Source organism: Hyphomicrobiales bacterium (genome assembly GCA_016710435.1).
GTDB lineage: Bacteria > Pseudomonadota > Alphaproteobacteria > Rhizobiales > Aestuariivirgaceae > Aestuariivirga.
In genome coordinates, this window is sequence record JADJVV010000001.1 from 2747186 (window position 1) to 2765054 (window position 17869).

Consider the following 17869-nt stretch of genomic DNA (forward strand, 5'->3'; position numbering starts at 1 on the left):
CAATTCATGTCATGTAACCCCTGACCATGGACCATATCCAGCCTTACCTCGACTATTTTTCTGCCAACCCTGGTTGGGCCATTGTCATCATCTTCCTGATCGCATTCGGCGAGGCGTTGCTGATCATCGGCCTGTTCGTGCCATCGACCGTTGTGCTGGTGGGCGCAGGCACGCTGGTGGGTACGGGCCATCTCGATTTCTGGCAGGTTTTCCTGGCGACGATTCTCGGCGCCATTGCCGGCGATCAGGTCTCCTATTGGGCCGGCAGGCTCTACGGCGACCGCCTCAAGACCTTCTGGCCTCTGAGCCGCTATCCGGCACTGGTCGCCAAAGGCGAAGACTTTGTCCGCAATCATGGCGGCAAGTCGATTGCCATTGGCCGTTTCGTCCCCGGCGTGAAGGCTGTGGTCCCGGGCATCGTCGGCATGTTGGGCATGAGCCAGCCCTTCTTCATTTTCGTGAATGTGACGAGCGGCGTGTTCTGGGCCGCGGCCCACGTCTTTCCCGGCGTACTGATCGGGCAGGGGCTGGCGCTTGCGGGCGAATTCAGCGGACGCCTCACGTTCCTTCTCGTACTGCTGCTCGTGGCGCTCGGCGTGCTGGGCTGGGTGATCCGCCTTCTTTCCGCGGGATTGTTCACGCCATGGATACGCCGCGCCCTGTCGGGGCTCTCGCGCCGCGCCAAGTCGCAGAATTCCCGGCCCTTCTACAGGCTGGGCCGCAAGCTCTCGCCCGATCATCCCAAGGCGGTGCGGATCGTGGCGTTGGGCCTGACTTTGCTCGTTGCAGCGGCGATCGTGCTCTATCTCATCATCCGCGCCGGCACGCTGGACGCCGCCTCCAATCTCGACCAGTCGGTCCATGGCCTCCTTGCGGAACTTCGCAACGCGCCCGGCGACATGCTGATGACGCGCATCTCGATGATGGGTGAATCACCGGTGCTTTTGATGCTCTGCGCCGCCATGGCGCTGTGGTTGTTCGCCCATCGCGCCTGGCGCACCGCGCTTGGCATTGTGCTGGCCGTGGCTGTGGAGCAGGCCCTCGTCCTGTCGATGAAGGTCTATTTCGCCCGGCCGCGTCCCATGCTGCTGCCGCCGGAAGCAATCGAATCGCCCCTCAGCTTTCCGAGCAGCCACGCTGCGCTGTCCATGCTGTCCTTCGGACTTCTGGCCGTGGTGGCGGGCCATGCCATGGGCCGCTGGAGCAAGGCGGTGGTATATTCGCTGGCCGGCATGGTGGTGTTCCTCATCGCCTTTTCCCGTCTCTACCTCGGCGTTCACTGGCTGGGCGATGTGCTGGCCGGTGTGGCCCTCGCAGGCGTCATCACCACGGTGTTTGGCGTTGCCCTCGAAGCCTGGCCCGCCCGCCGCATCCGTCCCCTCGGCATGATCGGTGTTTCGCTCTTCGCCTGGCTCCTGGCGGCAGGCATGAACATCGAGATGAATGGCAACGCCCGTGAAGCCTCCTATGCGCCGCCCCTGGCAACACAAACCTATAACGTAACCGAGTGGACAACTGCGGCGTGGACGCATGTGCCCACCCGCCGTGTTGATCTCTCGGGCAAGTCTGGCGATCCCTTCGTCGCCCAGTGGGTTGGACCGCTGGATAGGCTGGAACAGAATCTGACAACGCAAGGCTTCGAGATCCTTCCGCCATGGACGTGGACTGCCGCGCTGGCCTACTCCGATCCCCATGCGCCGTTCGACGCCGTGCCCCCACGGCCCCTCTTGCATGAAGGCCTGCAGGCCAGATTGACGGCGGTGAAGAAAGATCCCGCACTGCCCGATGGTCGTCTTGTGCTGCGCGTCTTCAAGACCGGCAGCGCCGTAACCCTGCAGGGGCATGAAGAACCGGTCTTCGCACTGAGTCTTCTGGAGGAGGTCAATGCACCTCGCTTCAAGCTGTTCACGCTGCCACGCTCGGGGCCTGCGCCGGACGGGGCTACAGTCCGGCTTCTCGCGGGATTGCCCGGAACCGTCGTCGCAGGGGTGCCCACCGGAACCAATGCCGGACCCGTGATCCTCGCCGCGCCCTGAGCTGTTTGGCCGCTCCCCGCACCGCCGGGAACGGCCTCGAAAAGGGCAAATTCCAACTGGATTTTGCGAGTGCCTTCCGCCATATTCCGCCGCGATTTCGAGACCGATTGGAAACACCCGCAATGCGAATCGTGAAACAGTTTTTCACCTGGTGGAATGGTGCCACCTGGAACACGCGCTTCTACACCTGGCGCAAGGGTGAGCACGTGGGCACCGATCAGCTCGGCAACCGCTATTACCGGGCCAAGTCGGCCATCCCGGACTCGATCCCCGAACGCCGCTGGGTGATCTACGCCAATTATTCGGAAGCCTCGCAAGTGCCGCCCGGCTGGCACGGCTGGATGCATCACCGCACTGACACGCCCCCGCAGGACGGCGACTACATGCCGCGCGAATGGGAAAAGCCGCATCACGAAAATTACACCGGCTCCGTGAACGCCTATCATCCGCCCGGCTCCATCGCCGTCGGCGGCAAGCCCCGCACCCAGGCGCCTGACTACCAGGCCTGGCGTCCGGAATAAGCAGACGAGGGGGCGCACGCCGTGTCCGCAGGATCCACCACGCTTGAAACCGCCGTCGGCGCAGCCGTCGTTGCGCTGGCTGTGGCTTTCTTCGCCTATGCCTATAAGACGGCGGGCGTGGGCGGCGGCGCAGGTGCCAGCGGCTACACGCTGATTGCGGAATTCGACAACGCCGAAGGCATCAATGTCGGCACGGATGTGCGTCTTGCAGGCATCAAGATTGGCAGCGTCACCGCGCAATCGCTCAACACTGAAAGCTATCAGGCGCGCATCGAGATGACTGTCGACAAATCAGTCTCGCTCGCCGACGACTCCGCCGCCAAGGTGACAAGCGAAGGTCTGCTGGGCGGCAAGTTCATCGCCCTGGAACCGGGCGGTTCGGATACCAAGCTCGCCGCCGGCGGGCAGTTCAGTTACACCCAAGGCTCAGTTGATCTGTGGGCGCTGATCGGTCAGGCCATGTCCGGTTCGAGGTCTGCACCGGAGCCGGCGCCCGCGCCCGCTCCCGCTCCCGCGACACCTGAAACGGCCCCTGCGCCGGAGCAGCCCTGAGCATGACAGTGTTTCGCGTTGGTGCCGTCGGCATCGCAGTCATGCTGTCCGCAGCACCTGCCGCCGCAGACCGCATCAGCAACCCGATTGCCCTGTTCAGCGGGCTGGACAAGATCACCGGCGTCACCACCAGTTTCGAGGCGAAGATCGGCGAAGAGCACGCCTTTGGCGGCCTGATCGTGAAGCCGTTCATCTGCTACACGCGGCCCGTGACGGAAGAGCCGAAAACCACCAGTTTCGTCGAGGTGGATGAGACGGAACCATCGGGCAAGCGCAAGCGTGTCTTTTCTGGATGGATGTTTGCCGAAAGCCCCGGCCTCAACGCCGTGGAACATCCGACTTTCGACGTGTGGCTGACCGGTTGCCGCGACCCCAATGCGCCGCCGCCGCCGGTGGAAGAACCACCGAAGCCGCCGGAAGAAGACCAGAACGGCGAGGACGACGGGGCAGCGCCGGAAGACTAACGCGGCGAGGCCCAGTCCAGCACCAGTTGCGGATCATTGTCGCCCTTGAAGCGCTGGAAATCCGCATCCGCCGCCACCGCAGGACCGAGCAGCGCCAGATAGTCCGCCTTGTTCATGGAAATCGCGCCCAGGGTGGCGAGGTGCGGATTCATGAATTGCGCATCGAGAAGCCGGAATCCACCCGCATTGAGCCGCGCGACGAGATGCACCAGTGCGACCTTGCTGGCGTCGGTGACGCGGCTGAACATGCTTTCACCAAAAAACACGGCACCAAGCCGCACCCCATAAAGCCCGCCCACCAGCTTTCCATCCTGCCAGCTTTCGACCGAGTGGCAGTGACCCATGCGGAACAGATCCGCATAGAGTTTGAGAATGCGCTGGTTGATCCACGTTTCCTTGCGGTCGGTGGTGCGCTCGGCGCAGCGGCGCATCACCTCTTCGAAAGCTGTATCTATACGGATATCAAAGCGGCGCTGCTTCACCGCCTTGCGCAGGGAGCGTGAGATGACGAGGCCGTCCAGCGGAATGAGGCCACGCTCATCCGGTTCGACCCAATAGAGTGCCGGATCGTCGGCGCTCTCCGCCATGGGAAAGACACCCGCCGCATAGGCTTTCAGCAACACGAGGGGAGTGATCGGACTCACGGCCGGGCCAGCGCCTTTTGCCGGAAACTCAAGACGCGGTGCGCGCCAGGAATTTCTCAAGCCAATGGATATCGTAGTTTCCGTCGATGATGTCGTTTTCCGCCAGCAGGCGCTGGAACAGCGGAATGGTTGTCTCCACGCCTTCCACCACGAATTCCGAAAGCGCGCGCTTCAGGCGCATCATGCATTCCGTGCGCGTTTTGCCGAACACGATCAGCTTGCCGATGAGGCTGTCGTAATAAGGCGGGATGCGGTAGCCGGAGTAGAGCGCGCTGTCGATGCGCACGCCCAGTCCGCCGGGGAAATGCACGGCATCCACCCGGCCCGGAGACGGCGTGAAGGTCTGCGCGTTTTCCGCATTGATGCGGCATTCGATGGCGTGACCCGCGAACTGTATGTCGTCCTGCGTCAGCGACAGGGTTGCACCCGAAGCCACGCGAATCTGCTCCTGCACCAGGTCGAGGCCCGTGATCATTTCCGTCACCGGATGTTCCACCTGCAGGCGCGTGTTCATCTCGATGAAATAGAACTCGCCGTTTTCATAGAGGAACTCGATGGTGCCCACGCCTTCATAGCCGAGGTTCGCCATGGCCTTGGCCACGCGGCCGCCGATGTCGTCACGCTGCCGCGCATTGAGGGCAGGGGAATGCGCCTCTTCCCAGACCTTCTGATGGCGGCGCTGCAATGAGCAATCGCGCTCACCCAGATGCACCGCATTGCCCTTGCCGTCGCCCAGAACCTGGATCTCGATGTGGCGCGGCTTCTCCAGGTATTTCTCGATGTAGACTTCGCCATTGCCGAAAGCGGCCTTGGCTTCCGTCTGCGCGGTTGAAACGGCGACTTCGAGATCGGACTCGTCGCGCGCCACCTTCATGCCGCGCCCGCCGCCACCGGCAGTCGCCTTGATGATGACGGGGTAGCCGATGTCGCGCGCCACCTTGCGGGCGTCCTCGAACGTGGCCACGCCACCCTCCGAGCCCGGCACAACGGGAATGCCCAGAGATTTGGCCGTGCGCTTGGCCTCGATCTTGTCACCCATGGTGCGGATGTTTTCCGCCGACGGGCCAATGAACTTGATGTTGTGCTCGGTCAGGATTTCGGCAAAGCGGGCATTCTCGGAGAGGAAGCCGTAGCCGGGGTGTACCGCCTCCGCACCTGTGATCTCGCAGGCCGAGACGATGGCGGGAATATTGAGATAGCTGTCCTTCGCTGCCGGCGGTCCGATGCAGACGCTTTCATCGGCCAGCTTCACATGCATGGCGTCGGCATCCGCCGTCGAATGCACTGCCACCGTATGAATGCCAAGCTCACGGCAGGCGCGCAGCACCCGCAACGCGATTTCACCCCGGTTGGCGATGAGGATCTTGTCAAACATGGATTACTCGATCACCATCAGCGCTTCACCGAATTCCACCGGCTGGCCGTTCTCCACGAGGATGCTCGTGACCGTGCCGGACTTCGGCGCTGGAATCTGGTTCATCGTCTTCATCGCTTCGATGATCAGCACCGTCTGGCCCTGCTTGACCTGGGCACCCACAGTGACGAAGGGCGCGGAACCCGGCGCGGCCGCGAGATAGGTGGTGCCAACCATCGGCGACTTTACGGCACCGGGTGAATCACCGGCGGCTGCAGCAGCCACAGGTGCGGCCACCGCAGCAACAGGCGCGGTGGCATGTGCCATCGGCGCTGCATGCGCATAAGTCTGGGCCACTCCGGCGAAGCCCTTGGAAACACGCACGCGCACACCCTTCTGCTCAAGCTCGATCTCGGTGAGGCCGGTGTTGTTCAGTATGTCGGCAAGGCTGGAGATGAGGGACAGTTCAGCTGACTGCGGAGCGGAAGATGCGCTGGTTTTGCTCGGCTTCTTGGGGGGCATGGTAAGCTCTTTGTTCAGGTTTGCGCAGGGGGGCGTCTGCGCCCCGGTCATGGTTCCACAATTGGACGAAACGGCCGCCTTTGTAAACGGTGTCGGTCAGGTCACGGTGGAAAAGCGGATGGCCGGGATCAGCAGTATTTGCATCCGCCGTTGGCGCGCACGTCGGCAATCGCCTTCACCAGTTCTTCTGATTGCACGAAGCCCGGGAATACCTTGTCATCGACGATGAAGGCCGGCGTGCCGTTGATGGCCATCGCCTGCGCCAGCGCCTGGTTTGCGGCAATGGTTTCCACCACGGACTTGTCCTGCATGTCCGTCTCCAGCTTGGCCATGTCCACGCCCACATCCTGAGCCAATTGGCGCGTCACCTCTTCGTTGACGGGGCCATCATGCTTGAACAGCGCCTGGTGCAGGTCCCAGTATTTGCCCTGCTTGCTGGCGGCAATGGCGGCGCGTGCGGCAAACTCCGACCCCGGTCCGAAGATGGGGAATTCCTTGAACACCACCTTCACGTTCTTGTCGCTCTCGACGATGCCCGCCACTTCGCCCACGGCCTTTTTGCACCAGCCGCAATTGTAGTCCATGAACTCGATCACGGTCACGTCGCCCTTCGGATTTCCCGCGACAGGATCGGCGGCAGACTTGAAGATCGCCTCGGCATTGTCCTTCAGCGTGGCGCCACGTGCCTGTTCTTCGGCAACGCGCTCCTTGGCCTGCAGGTTCTCGCTCATCTCCCGCAGGATTTCCGGATTCTGCAACAGGTAGTCGCGCACCAGCTGCTCGATTTCCTTCTTCTGCTGGTCATCCAGCGAAGCGGGGCGCGCGGGCGCGGAGAACAGCAGGGCAGCGGCAGAAACAGCGGCGAGAAGCGGAATGATTTTGCGCATGGATATCCTCGTTGATGGTCCGGTTTTGGCCGATTTGGCCGCGATCTTCAAACGACTTTTCCGTGAAGTTGTCAGCCTTTGGCAGACGACGCGAAAGTGACGAGATCGTTGGCCCGCAGCCATTCCGGGGTGCCGCGCTTGAAGCGGTCCTGCGCCAGCTTGGCCTTTTTCAGTGCAAGGTCGCGGTCGCCCGAGGCCCAGGCGAACTCAGCCGCTGCAAGATCGGCCCGCGCCGCATCGCCCTTCATGCCATAGGCCCGCGCCATGTCCTTGTAGATCACGGGCATGTCGGCTTCCGTCTTCTTGGCGAGGCGAAGAAGCGAGAGAGCCTCGTCGGCCTGCGACGGGTCTTCTGTCGCGAGCAGGATTGCGGCATGGAGGTGCGTCAGCAATCCATTGTTCGGCAGCAGTTGACGCGCCTTGCGGATTGCCGGAATGCCCTTCGCCGCCTGGCCGTTCTCCATGTAGGCCTGCGCCTTCAATTCCCAGAAATAGGGACTTTCCGGCAGGTCCCGCGTGAGGCTGTCGATGATCGGCATGGCGTTCTTGATGTCGCCGCGCCGGAACATGGCAATGGAACGGGCATAGCGCGCCGGCAGGGAATTGTCGGAAGAGGGATAGCGCTGGAACACCTTCTGCGGCGGCTCCATGAAACCCGCCAGTTTCGCCTTGGCCAGGCTGAGCCGCAGCACGAGGCCCGGATCATCAGCTTTTTCATAATAGGGCGATTTCTTCGCCTCCTGCTGCAGCGTCTGGATGCGGTCGAAGGGCATCGGGTGCGATTGCAGGTAAGGGTCGGCGCGGTCGAGTGAAGCGAGGCTGTTGTTAGCCAGTTGCTCGAACAGCGAGAGCATGCCCGCCGGGCTTTCTTTCGTGGCCGCGAGATATTTGAGGGCGGCCTGGTCGGCGGCGGCCTCCATGGAGCGCTGGTAGGCGAGGAGGTTACGCTGGGCGATGCCCTGCGAACCCGCCATGATGCCGCTGCCCGCCTTGGATGCCCCTTGCACGCCCGCTGCCGCACCACCCACCATGGCGGCGGCACCGATCAGCATGCCGATGATGCGTTCCGTGCTGGCCTGCGCCAATTCGTTGTTGAGGCGCGCCAGATGGCCGCCAGCGATATGGCCGGACTCATGCGCCAGCACGCCGATCACTTCGCCCGGTGTGTGCGCCTTGGTGAGAAGTCCGGTGTGGATGAAGATGCGCTGTCCGCCCGCCACGAAGGCGTTGATGTTGTCGTCGGCGATCACATAGACCTTGACCGCGCCTGCGTTGATGCCCGCCGCCTTGAAGATGGGCCGCGACATGTTACGCAGCAGGCCCTCGATCTCGGCGTCGCGGATGATGGACGGACCGGCATTGGGATTCTTGCCCGCGGCCCATGCCGAGGGGGAGGTGAGAACAAGGCTGGCGGCGGCCAGAAGGGCTGCGGCGCGCTGGAACAATCGCATCAGGAAACTCCGGAGATCGGCATTTCGCTGGCAAATGGGGCGGGTTTGAGGCCCGCCCCTGTGTCAGATCGTGTGTGATTTGCCGCAGAGCAGCCGGCCCGTTACTCGGGCGTCCGCTTGCTCCACCAGCCGCTCTTGCGCGGCGCCGCTTCGGTGTTCACCGTGGACTGCGGCGGCTGCCACTTGCGCGGCTCCGGTTCAGGAATGAACTCGGGGATTTCGATCTTGGGAGCAGGGGGCGGAGCCACCAGTTCCGGACCAGACGATTCGCGGCGCGGACGCTCATCGCGGCGGCCACGGGACTCGTTGCGGTCGCGGCGCTCACGCCGTTCGCCCCGGTCTCCACGCTCACCCCTGCCGCCCCGGTCGCTGCGTTCACGGGCGGGCGCGTCTTCACCACCGGCTTCTTGCGCCACAGGCTCCTCGCCTTCGCTGCGTTCGCCCTCGCCCTCGCTGGGCTCGGTGCTGGCGCGGGGGCTGTCGCTGCGGTCACGATCACGGCCACGGCCAAAGCGACCCCGGCGTCCACGGCGGCCGCCACGTTCGCCCCGGTCTCCGTTGCCGGTACGCTCGCTACGTTCTTGCCCGCCGGAAGCCGGTACGCCTTCTTCACCGTCCTCGTCCGAAGACGGAGCGGCAGCGTCGTCGTTTGCCTCAGCGGAAGAAGAGACCTGAGCGGTCTCGCGATCGTCCTCGGCTTCGTCCTCCTCTGCGGATTCGGACTGTTCGCCCGACTCGTCGGAAGCTTTCGTTTCACCGTTGCGTTCGCCCGGCAATTCCTGGTCGCCACGGCGGCCACCACGGCGGCCACGGCGGCGGCGGCGGCGGCCGCCCTCACGCGAACGGTCCTCGCGGCCTTCTTCGCCGGAGCTCGCTGATTCACCGGCTTCGTCCGAGGCTTCCTGTTCCTCGGCCTCGTCAGCGGCTTCCACCGCTTCCGTCACCGGTTCTTCCTCGTAGGCCGAATCCATGCGCACCGGTGCAGCCGCCGGCAGGCGGCGCGGAGCGATGTCGCGGTCATGGGCCTTTTCAATGATGGCTTGCGCCCCCTTCAACTCTTCGCCGCCCGGGATCACGAAGACCGTGATGCCATGCGCCTGCTCGAGTGCCAGCACGCTGTCGCGCTTTTCGTTGAGCAGGTAGAAAGCCACGTCGCGCGAACAGCGCACCGTCAGGTTTTCGGGACGCTTCAGCAGATAGTCCTCGATCGTACGCAGCACGCCGAGGCCACAGCTGGAAACGGAGCGCACGATGCCTTTGCCTTCGCAATGCGGGCAGGGGCGGAAGGTGCCTTCCATGATGCCGGGGCGCAGGCGCTGGCGCGACATTTCGAGCAGGCCGAAATGGCTGATCCGGCCCACCTGGATGCGGGCGCGGTCGTTCTTCAGGGCTTCCTTGAGGCGCCGCTCCACCGCACGGTTGTTGCGGTTCTCCTCCATGTCGATGAAGTCGATGACGATGAGGCCGGCCAAGTCGCGCAGGCGCAGTTGGCGGGCAATTTCGTCGGAGGCTTCTAGGTTTGTCTTGAGGGCGGTGTCCTCGATCGAGTGCTCGCGCGTCGCCTTGCCAGAGTTGATGTCGATCGCAACCAGCGCTTCCGCCTGGTTGATGACGAGATAGCCCCCCGACGGCAGCGTCACGGTCGGTGACAGCAGGCCATCCAGATGCGTCTCGACGCCGTAGCGCGAAAACAGCGGCCGCGTGTCGCGGTACTGCTTCACGTTCTTGGCGTGGGACGGCATGAGCATTTTCATGAAGTCCTTGGCCTCGCGGTAGGCATCGTCGCCTTCCACCACCACTTCATCCACGTCCTTCGTGTAGAGGTCGCGGATGGAGCGCTTGATCAGGCTGCCTTCCTCATAGACGAGGCTCGGAGCCTGCGATTGCAGCGTCAGGTCTCGCACGCTTTCCCACAGGCGGATGAGGTAGTCGAAATCGCGCTTGATTTCAGGCCGCGTGCGCTGGGCACCGGCAGTGCGCACGATGAGGCCCATGCCTTGCGGCACCTCCACATCACGGGCCACTTCCTTCAGGCGGCGGCGGTCGCCGGCATCGGTGATCTTGCGGGAGATGCCACCACCGCGCGCGGTGTTGGGCATGAGCACGCAATAGCGTCCGGCCAGGGACAGGTAGGTCGTGAGGGCGGCGCCCTTGTTGCCGCGCTCTTCCTTCACCACCTGCACCAGCAGGATCTGGCGGCGCTTGATGACTTCCTGGATCTTGTACTGGCGGCGGCGCGGCTGGCGGCGGGCGCGGCGCTGCGGAACCTCTTCCAGCGCGTCTTCCGCGCCGATCGATTCCACCTTCTGGCTTTCGGCGTCCTCCTCGATGGTCACGAGATCGCCGTTGGCCGATTGCTTTTCCGGAGCCGTTTCGCTCACGTCGCCTTCAGCCGCAGCCTCTGACGTTTCGACAATGTCGGAAGAGATGCTGTCGCTTGCTTCCGCAGCGAGGGGAAGGGCAGACGGCACTTCCGCTTCGTCCAACAGTTCGGCAGCTTCGGGGTTTTCGTCGTCTGCGCCGGCGTGGTCGTCGGCACCGTGGTCATCCTCGGCATCGCCATCGTCGTCGGCACCGGCATCCATCGCCGTGTCGTCCTCGGCACCGGCTTCCTCGCCGTTGCCATTGTGGTGGCCGTTGTCGAGATCATCGTCCGATTCCTCGGCGTCATCCTCTTCCTGTTCTTTCAACAGGGCGAGGCGGTCCGCGACGGGAATCTGATAATAGTCGGGATGGATTTCCGCGAAGGCAAGGAAGCCATGGCGGTTGCCGCCATACTCCACGAATGCTGCCTGCAGCGACGGTTCGACCCGTGTTACCTTGGCGAGATAGATGTTGCCCTTGAGGGGCTTGCGGGAGGCACTTTCGAAGTCGAATTCTTCAATGCGGTTTCCTCGCGCCACCACAACCCGGGTTTCCTCGGGATGGCTGGCGTCGATGAGCATTTTGCTGCCCATGATCTGTGTTCCTTGCTGCGGCAAGGCTGCGGCCTGTATCCAGGACTCTGTCCGGACGAGAGAAGGAGTGGGCCACCGCGAACTTGCTGGCGCATAGGGGTCTATTCAACTGCACGGCTGCCGAAGCCCTCGGGGCTGTCATTTCGGCTGTTGTGTGCGGGAGGTTGAACATGACCCTCGTTGACTGTTACCCCCAGCTCTGCCTGTGGGCGGTTTGAACTCTTTTCGGCCCACCGGATGGTTCCGTCCATCCCCGTGGTGTGAGGGCCTAACACGGGCCCTGCCAAACGCATTGGGCTGGCTGCTTGCCAAAGCGGACCGGACGCCCACCCGTTGCGAAACTGTTGCCCGTACAACCTTTGCGTTCATGAGAAGCGAGTCCGGCTGACAGGACTGGACCTTTCTAGGGATCATCACCGGCAAGTGCAAGCAGCCTTTGCACCCCAAAGGCAACGCGGAGTTAACCAAGCCACCCTAACCTCTGCGTTCCGGTCGGGTCGAGTAGGGGTTTCTAACGTGGTTTCAACGGGTTACATGGGCAGGCTTGAGCAACCGCTGCGCGCTTCGGCCCGGCGTCTCGCCACCCTCATGGCCGGATTGGTCTTTTTCCTCTCGCTTGCAGGCCAGTGCGCGCTGGCAGGCGACACCGTTGCCTCCCGTTTCGATCTCACAGGCGACGAAACAACAACGCAATTCTCCGCCGTGCTGAGTGATGACAGCGGCTACACGGCCTCAGTCCTTCCCGACCCGTACCGGGTGCTGATCGACATGGCCAACGTCGCCTTCGATCTCCCGCCCGGCGCAGGCCGCAAGCCCAGGGGACTGGTGAAGGCGATCCGCTACGGCGTGGTCGAGGAGGGGAAATCGCGGATCGTCATCGATACGACAGGGCCCGTGCTGATCACCAGGTCCGTCCTTGTTCCCAAGTCGGGCAAGAAGCCCGCACGCATCACGATCGAGCTCACGTCGATCTCGAAAGACGTGTTTGACGCAGCTTTCGCCATCGACCGCAGCGCGCCGGAAAGCGAGACCGCAGAGAGCACGCCCGCCGTCGCAACCGAACAGGCCGCGACTGACGTCGAAGAAGCGGCCGCGACGGAGCAGGGCGACATCGTGGGCTCCGTCACGCCAGCCGAAGAAATTGTCGCCGATATCCCCGTCATCAAGCCGACGCTGAAACCGGGGAAGCCTGAGGCAGCACAGGCTGTCTCCACCGAACGTCCCGATGGCAAGAAGGTCATCGTCATTGATCCCGGCCACGGTGGAATCGATCCCGGCGCATTGTCACCCGGCAAGACCCTGGAGAAGGACGTCGTCCTTTCCTTTGCAAAGGACCTCCGCGCGCTGCTCGAAAGCGATGGCCGCCACCATGTCGAACTGACCCGCGAAGACGACCGATTTATCTCATTGAAGGACCGCGTGGCCTTTGCCCGCAAGCATGGTGCCGACCTCTTCATCGCCATCCACGCCGATACGCTGCGCGGCCAGACTGTGACGGGCACCACGCTTTACACACTGTCCGAAAAAGCCTCCGACGCGGAATCGGAAGAACTCGCCCAGCGCGAAAACCGCGCCGATGCCATTTCCGGTGTGAACCTCTCGGGACAGAGCGAGGAAGTGGCAGGCATCCTCATCGATCTCGCCCAGCGCGACTCGCGCAACAAGGCGTCGCTGTTCTCGCGTCAGGCCCTGGCGCAACTCAAGACCGTGACGAAGATGACCGGCAAGCCCATCCGCTCCGCCGGCTTCACCGTGCTCAAGTCGCCGGAAATTCCCTCGCTGCTCATCGAACTCGGCTTCCTCTCCAATCCCAAGGATGAAGAGCGCCTCCGGTCGGCCGCTTGGCGCAAGACCATGGCCAAGGCGCTGGCAAGTGCCATCGACACCCACTTCGCGCCTGCCGTCGCCCAGAATCCCTGACAGCCATATGTGATCAGAGGCGCCACCCCACCGCCATAATCCACGCCTAGGCCCATGCTTTATTTGGGGCTTTGGCGAGGGCCGAATTATGCTATTTGCAGCGGCAGAATTGACGCGGGTGGCGAACTGAATGTTGAAATTTCTGGGCTGGCTCTTTGCTGCGGGCTTCATGATCGTGATCGGCGTCGCCGCGGCCGCCCTCTACATCATCATTGACGTCTCGAAAGACCTGCCGGACTACAAGCAACTGGCCGCCTATGAGCCGCCGGTGATGACGCGCATGCATGCCGCCGATGGTTCTCTGCTCGCCGAATACGCCGAACAGCGCCGCCTCTTCGTTCCCATCGAGAACGTGCCGAAGAAGTTGATCCAGGCTTATCTCGCCGCCGAGGACAAGACGTTCTACACCCACTCCGGCCTCGACTATCGCGGCATCTTCGCCGCCGCCGTGCGCTATGTGCAGGTGAAGGTGACGGGCCGTGGCCAGATCGTCGGCGCCTCCACCATCACCCAGCAGGTGGCCAAGAACTTCCTGCTCTCCAGCGAGCAGACGATTTCGCGCAAGCTCAAGGAAGCGCTGATCGTGCAGCGCATCGAGTCATCTTTCAGCAAGGACCAGATTCTCGAACTCTATCTCAACGAAATCTTCCTCGGCATGAACTCCTACGGCATCGCCGCGGCGGCGCTCAACTATTTCGGCAAGTCGCTGGATGAATTGTCGATCGACGAGATGGCCTATCTCGCGGCACTGCCGAAGGGCCCCAACAACTATCATCCTTTCCGCCACGCCCAGCGCGCCGTCGAGCGCCGCAATTGGGTGCTGCTGCAGATGTTCGAGAACGGCTATATCACCGAAGCCGAATTGAAGACGGCCCAGGCCAGGCCCCTCAACGTCAATCCGCGTCCCTTCGGTGCCCAGTTGTTCGCTGCCGAAGGCTTTGCCGAAGAGGTCCGCCGCGATCTCACCGTGATGTACGGCCAGGAGGGCGTGAGCAAGGGCGGCTATTCGGTACGCACCACGATCGATCCGAAGCTGCAGATCATGGCACGTCAGGCCGTGGCCCGTGGCCTCATCGGCTTCGACCGCAAGCGCGGTTATCGCGGCCCGGTGAAGAAGGTGGAACTGACGGGCGGCGACTGGGCCCAGACCCTCGCCGATTTCAAGGTGCCGGCAGATGTGGCGCCGTGGCAGATTTCCGTCGTCCTCGAAGTGGCGGATGACGCTGCAACCATCGGCCTCCAGCCGCCGCGCGGACCCGATGGCAAGATCACCGAGGTGCGCGAGACCGGAACCATCCCACTCAATTTCATGACGTGGGCGCGCGAGTATGTGGACGGCAGCAAGCTCGGCAAGGAGATCAAGAAGGCCGGGCAGGTGCTCGCACCCGGTGATGTCGTCTACGTCGCTCCGGCAAGGGAAAAAGGGCAGTGGCACCTCGTCCAGACGCCGGATGTCGAAGCCGCCATGGTGGCCATGGACCCGCATACGGGCCGCGTTCTCGCCATGGTCGGCGGTTTCTCCTATTCCAGCAGCCAGTTCAACCGCGCCACGCAGGCCATGCGCCAGCCCGGTTCATCCTTCAAGCCGATCGTTTATGCGGCGGCCCTCGACAACGGCTACACGCCCGCCTCCGTGGTGCTGGACGCGCCGGTGGAATTCCACCTTTCGAACGGCAAGATCTGGCGGCCGAAGAACTACACCGACAAATTCTACGGGCCGTCCACGCTGCGCCGTGGCATCGAACAATCGCGCAACGCCATGACGGTGCGCCTCGCCGACGACCTCGGCATGACCAAGATCGCCGACCTCGCGCAACGCCTCGGCATCTATGACCAGATGCCCCGCCATCTGGCCAACGCGCTCGGCTCGGCGGAAACGACGCTGCTGCGCATGACCACGGCGTATTCCATCTTCGCCAATGGCGGCAAGAAGGTGGAAGCAACCCTCATCGACCGCATCCAGGACCGCCGTGGCCGCACCATCTGGCGCCACGACAAGCGCGACTGCACCGCCTGCGTCCAGGCCGAATATTCGCCCGACATGCCGGAACCCGAACTGCTGGATGTGCGCGAGCAGGTGATGAGCCCCTATACCGCCTACCAGATCACCTCGATGCTGGAAGGCGTGGTGGAACGCGGCACCGGACACAAGATGCAGGCGCTGGGCAAGCCGGTGGCCGGCAAGACCGGCACATCCAACGACGAACGCGATGCCTGGTTCATCGGCTACACACCCGACCTCGCGGTCGGTGTCTATGTCGGCTACGACAATCCCAAGCCCATGGGCAAGAAGCGCACCGGTGGTGAATTGGCCGCGCCCTTCGTGCTCGACTTCATGAAGATGGCGCTGCGCAACAAGCCCGCAGCACCCTTCCGTGTGCCGCGCGCAATCGAACTCATCCCGATCAACGCCGCCAACGGCCGCCGCTCGATCTTCGGCGAAGACGGTACGATCCTCGAGGCTTTCAAGCCTGGCGACGAGCCCCCACAATCGACGAGCGTCATCGGTACCACCAAGAAGACCGCCAGTGCGGAAGAGGGCGGGGGCCTTGTGCTCGTGCCGCCCCAGCCCGGCCAGGGTGGTGATCAGGGCGGCGATCCAGGCGTCTACCAGGGCGGCAGCCAGCCTGCCGCCGGGGGTGGCGGGTTGACGGATGGCGGCGACGGCCTCTATTGACGCCGCAACACAATTGAAAACCACGGGAATCAAGCACCGCCATGCGCGCCGAAACCGCCAAGCTCATCGATGAAATCAAGCAGTCGCTCGCACTGCTGAGGAGGCATCTTTGACTGGGACAAGTCCCAGCGAGATCTAGCCGAACTGAATGCAAGGGCTGAAGACCCGAAACTCTGGGATGATCCCCAGAAGGCGCAAGACGTCATGCGCCGCCGCCAGGACCTGGAGACTCGCATCAACGGCATCCTGAAGGTCGAGCAGGCGATTTCCGACAATTCCGAACTGATCGAGATGGGCGAGGCCGAAGGCGACGCCGGCATCGTGCGGGATGCCGAAAAGGCCATTGCGGCGCTGAAGGCCGACATTGCCAAGGTGGAGCTGGATACGCTTCTCTCCGGGGAAGCAGACTCGAACGACAGCTACCTCCAGATCAACGCCGGTGCCGGTGGTACCGAAAGTCAGGACTGGGCCTCCATGCTCATGCGCATGTATGTGCGCTGGGCCAACCAGAACAAATACAAGGTCGAGGTACTGGACGAGCATCCGGGCGAAGAAGCGGGCATCAAATCCTGCACGCTCCAGATCAAGGGCCACAATGCCTATGGCAAGCTGAAGACGGAGAGCGGCGTGCACCGCCTCGTGCGCATCTCACCCTATGACTCGAACGCCCGCCGCCACACGTCCTTCTGTTCGGCCTGGGCCTATCCCGTGATCGACGACAACATCGACATCGAGATCGTGGAAAGCGATTTGAAGATCGATACCTACCGCGCCTCGGGTGCCGGTGGACAGCACGTGAACACCACCGATTCGGCAGTTCGCATCACCCACGTCCCCACGGGCATCATCGTCGCCTGCCAGGCCGAGCGGTCGCAGCACAAGAACCGCGCCACCGCATTGAAGATGCTGAAAGCGCGCCTCTATGAACTGGAACTGCAGAAGAAGCAGGAAAAGATCGACGCGGCAAATGCCAAAAAGACGGAGATCGGCTGGGGCCACCAGATCCGCTCCTACGTGCTGCAACCCTACCAGTTGATCAAGGATCTGCGCACCGGGCACACCAGCACCAATCCCTCGGCCGTGCTGGATGGCGATCTGGATGACTTCATCCAGGCGTCGCTGGCCCACCGTGTCTACGGCGGGGATGCAGCGCCCGTCGAGGACATTGAGTAAAAACAAAAAGGCCCGCAGTTGCGGGCCTTTCTTTATTCGGCTGCTTCAAGAATCAATCGCGCGAATGCACCATGCGCAGGTTCTGAAGGTCGGTCTTGATCGGCTCCAGCGTCAACTCGGACTTGCCCGCTTCCCCCATGGGTTCTGCCATGGGCGCCGGCATGGGAACGCCATGCGGCGGGAAGGTCTGTGAAGCGGTGGGCGAACCCGCATTGTGGCGGATGGTGCCGTAGACATAGGCGCCGTTCTCGATCGAGACGCTGTCCTGGAAAATGTCGCCCTCCACATGGGCTCCGGCGTGGATGTAGACCTTGGACCCCTGGATGGGGCCGATAACGCGTCCGCGTACGTGGATCACTTCGCCCGAGAGGTCGCCATGGATGACGCCATGCAGGTCGACGACGCAGACCCGCGCCCGTACCGTTCCCCGGAACGTGCCGTCGATGTGCAATTCGCCTTCACAATTGATCTGGCCTTCGAGCGCCGTGTCGCGCCCGATATAGGACGGCTCGCTTGCCTCGCTCTGTTGCACCGGCATGCCTGGCGCCTGTGCTCGTGGTTTGGCCTTCTTGAAGAACATCGCTAACCCCTGCTTGTGCGTTTGCCACATGAATGGCCCACGCTGTTCGTCCCGTTACAGTCCCGGAAACCGGAGTGCCCCCTCCGATGCCTGCCGCGATGACGGCAGTACCCAAGACCATAGCCCGTTCG

The 17869-nt window shown here is 63.0% G+C and carries 14 protein-coding genes; 7 read left to right on the forward strand and 7 right to left on the reverse strand.

All coding sequences use genetic code 11. From position 1 onward, the window contains the following. Positions 1 to 26 precede the first annotated feature (26 nt). From IPM06_13345 to IPM06_13360, 4 genes are all read left to right on the forward strand, one after another. Entirely contained in the window at positions 27 to 2036 is a 2010-nt protein-coding gene (locus IPM06_13345) for a phosphatase PAP2 family protein (protein MBK8771409.1), read from the forward strand. Positions 2037 to 2158: 122 nt separating this feature from the next. Next, positions 2159 to 2557, forward strand: a complete 399-nt coding sequence (locus IPM06_13350) for an NADH:ubiquinone oxidoreductase subunit NDUFA12 (protein ID MBK8771410.1) — start codon at positions 2159 to 2161, stop codon at positions 2555 to 2557. Between the two features lie 21 nt (positions 2558 to 2578). Further along, on the forward strand, positions 2579 to 3109 hold the full coding sequence (gene mlaD, locus IPM06_13355) for an outer membrane lipid asymmetry maintenance protein MlaD (GenBank protein ID MBK8771411.1): 531 nt from the start codon (positions 2579 to 2581) through the stop codon (positions 3107 to 3109). A 2-nt stretch (positions 3110 to 3111) separates the two neighbouring features. After that, positions 3112 to 3573: a DUF2155 domain-containing protein gene (locus IPM06_13360; GenBank protein ID MBK8771412.1), complete on the forward strand. Its 462-nt coding sequence runs from the start codon at positions 3112 to 3114 to the stop codon at positions 3571 to 3573. Here the strand turns inward: IPM06_13360 and IPM06_13365 are convergent. The 6 genes from IPM06_13365 to IPM06_13390 all read right to left on the reverse strand — a co-directional run bounded on the left by IPM06_13365 (position 3570) and on the right by IPM06_13390 (position 11388). Then, positions 3570 to 4217, reverse strand: coding sequence for a leucyl/phenylalanyl-tRNA--protein transferase (locus IPM06_13365; GenBank protein MBK8771413.1), 648 nt, complete (start codon positions 4215 to 4217; stop codon positions 3570 to 3572). The genes IPM06_13360 and IPM06_13365 overlap by 4 nt on opposite strands. Before the next feature lie 28 nt (positions 4218 to 4245). Next, positions 4246 to 5592 carry an acetyl-CoA carboxylase biotin carboxylase subunit gene (gene accC / locus IPM06_13370; GenBank protein MBK8771414.1) on the reverse strand — a complete coding sequence of 449 codons (1347 nt, stop codon included), beginning with the start codon at positions 5590 to 5592 and terminating at the stop codon, positions 4246 to 4248. 3 nt (positions 5593 to 5595) lie between these two features. After that, positions 5596 to 6093 carry an acetyl-CoA carboxylase biotin carboxyl carrier protein gene (accB, locus tag IPM06_13375; GenBank protein MBK8771415.1) on the reverse strand — a complete coding sequence of 166 codons (498 nt, stop codon included), beginning with the start codon at positions 6091 to 6093 and terminating at the stop codon, positions 5596 to 5598. 128 nt (positions 6094 to 6221) lie between these two features. Next, positions 6222 to 6980, reverse strand: a complete 759-nt coding sequence (locus IPM06_13380) for a thioredoxin domain-containing protein (protein ID MBK8771416.1) — start codon at positions 6978 to 6980, stop codon at positions 6222 to 6224. 71 nt (positions 6981 to 7051) lie between these two features. After that, positions 7052 to 8431 (reverse strand): M48 family metalloprotease, encoded by a 1380-nt coding sequence (locus IPM06_13385; protein ID MBK8771417.1) that lies wholly within the window; start codon positions 8429 to 8431, stop codon positions 7052 to 7054. A gap of 101 nt (positions 8432 to 8532) precedes the next feature. Beyond that, positions 8533 to 11388 (reverse strand): ribonuclease E/G, encoded by a 2856-nt coding sequence (locus tag IPM06_13390; GenBank protein MBK8771418.1) that lies wholly within the window; start codon positions 11386 to 11388, stop codon positions 8533 to 8535. A gap of 516 nt (positions 11389 to 11904) precedes the next feature. Here IPM06_13390 and IPM06_13395 point away from each other — a divergent pair. The 3 genes from IPM06_13395 to prfB all read left to right on the forward strand — a co-directional run bounded on the left by IPM06_13395 (position 11905) and on the right by prfB (position 17158). Further along, positions 11905 to 13308 carry an N-acetylmuramoyl-L-alanine amidase gene (locus tag IPM06_13395; protein ID MBK8771419.1) on the forward strand — a complete coding sequence of 468 codons (1404 nt, stop codon included), beginning with the start codon at positions 11905 to 11907 and terminating at the stop codon, positions 13306 to 13308. 130 nt (positions 13309 to 13438) lie between these two features. Then, the gene (locus IPM06_13400; GenBank protein ID MBK8771420.1) at positions 13439 to 15985 is read left to right on the forward strand and encodes a penicillin-binding protein 1A; all 2547 of its coding nucleotides are present in this window, start codon (positions 13439 to 13441) and stop codon (positions 15983 to 15985) included. 41 nt (positions 15986 to 16026) lie between these two features. After that, positions 16027 to 17158, forward strand: a protein-coding gene (gene prfB, locus IPM06_13405; protein MBK8771421.1) for a peptide chain release factor 2 whose coding sequence is annotated in 2 segments (ribosomal slippage) — positions 16027 to 16095 and positions 16097 to 17158 — 1131 coding nt in all. Because the reading frame shifts where the segments join, the coding sequence is not laid out codon by codon here. Positions 17159 to 17210: 52 nt separating this feature from the next. Here the strand turns inward: prfB and IPM06_13410 are convergent. Next, complete coding sequence (locus tag IPM06_13410) at positions 17211 to 17738, reverse strand: polymer-forming cytoskeletal protein (protein MBK8771422.1); 528 nt, start codon at positions 17736 to 17738, stop codon at positions 17211 to 17213. Between the last annotated feature and the right edge of the window lie 131 nt (positions 17739 to 17869).

What these genes read in the sequence shown, in the direction of transcription:
- IPM06_13345 (MBK8771409.1), top strand. Translation starts at nt 27, where the DNA reads ATGGACCATATCCAGCCTTACCTCGACTATTTTTCTGCCAACCCTGGT.
- IPM06_13350 (MBK8771410.1), top strand. Translation starts at nt 2,159, where the DNA reads ATGCGAATCGTGAAACAGTTTTTCACCTGGTGGAATGGTGCCACCTGG.
- IPM06_13360 (MBK8771412.1), top strand. Translation starts at nt 3,112, where the DNA reads ATGACAGTGTTTCGCGTTGGTGCCGTCGGCATCGCAGTCATGCTGTCC.
- accC (MBK8771414.1), bottom strand. Translation starts at nt 5,592, where the DNA reads ATGTTTGACAAGATCCTCATCGCCAACCGGGGTGAAATCGCGTTGCGG.
- accB (MBK8771415.1), bottom strand. Translation starts at nt 6,093, where the DNA reads ATGCCCCCCAAGAAGCCGAGCAAAACCAGCGCATCTTCCGCTCCGCAG.
- IPM06_13380 (MBK8771416.1), bottom strand. Translation starts at nt 6,980, where the DNA reads ATGCGCAAAATCATTCCGCTTCTCGCCGCTGTTTCTGCCGCTGCCCTG.
- IPM06_13385 (MBK8771417.1), bottom strand. Translation starts at nt 8,431, where the DNA reads ATGCGATTGTTCCAGCGCGCCGCAGCCCTTCTGGCCGCCGCCAGCCTT.
- IPM06_13390 (MBK8771418.1), bottom strand. Translation starts at nt 11,388, where the DNA reads ATGGGCAGCAAAATGCTCATCGACGCCAGCCATCCCGAGGAAACCCGG.
- IPM06_13400 (MBK8771420.1), top strand. Translation starts at nt 13,439, where the DNA reads ATGTTGAAATTTCTGGGCTGGCTCTTTGCTGCGGGCTTCATGATCGTG.
- IPM06_13410 (MBK8771422.1), bottom strand. Translation starts at nt 17,738, where the DNA reads ATGTTCTTCAAGAAGGCCAAACCACGAGCACAGGCGCCAGGCATGCCG.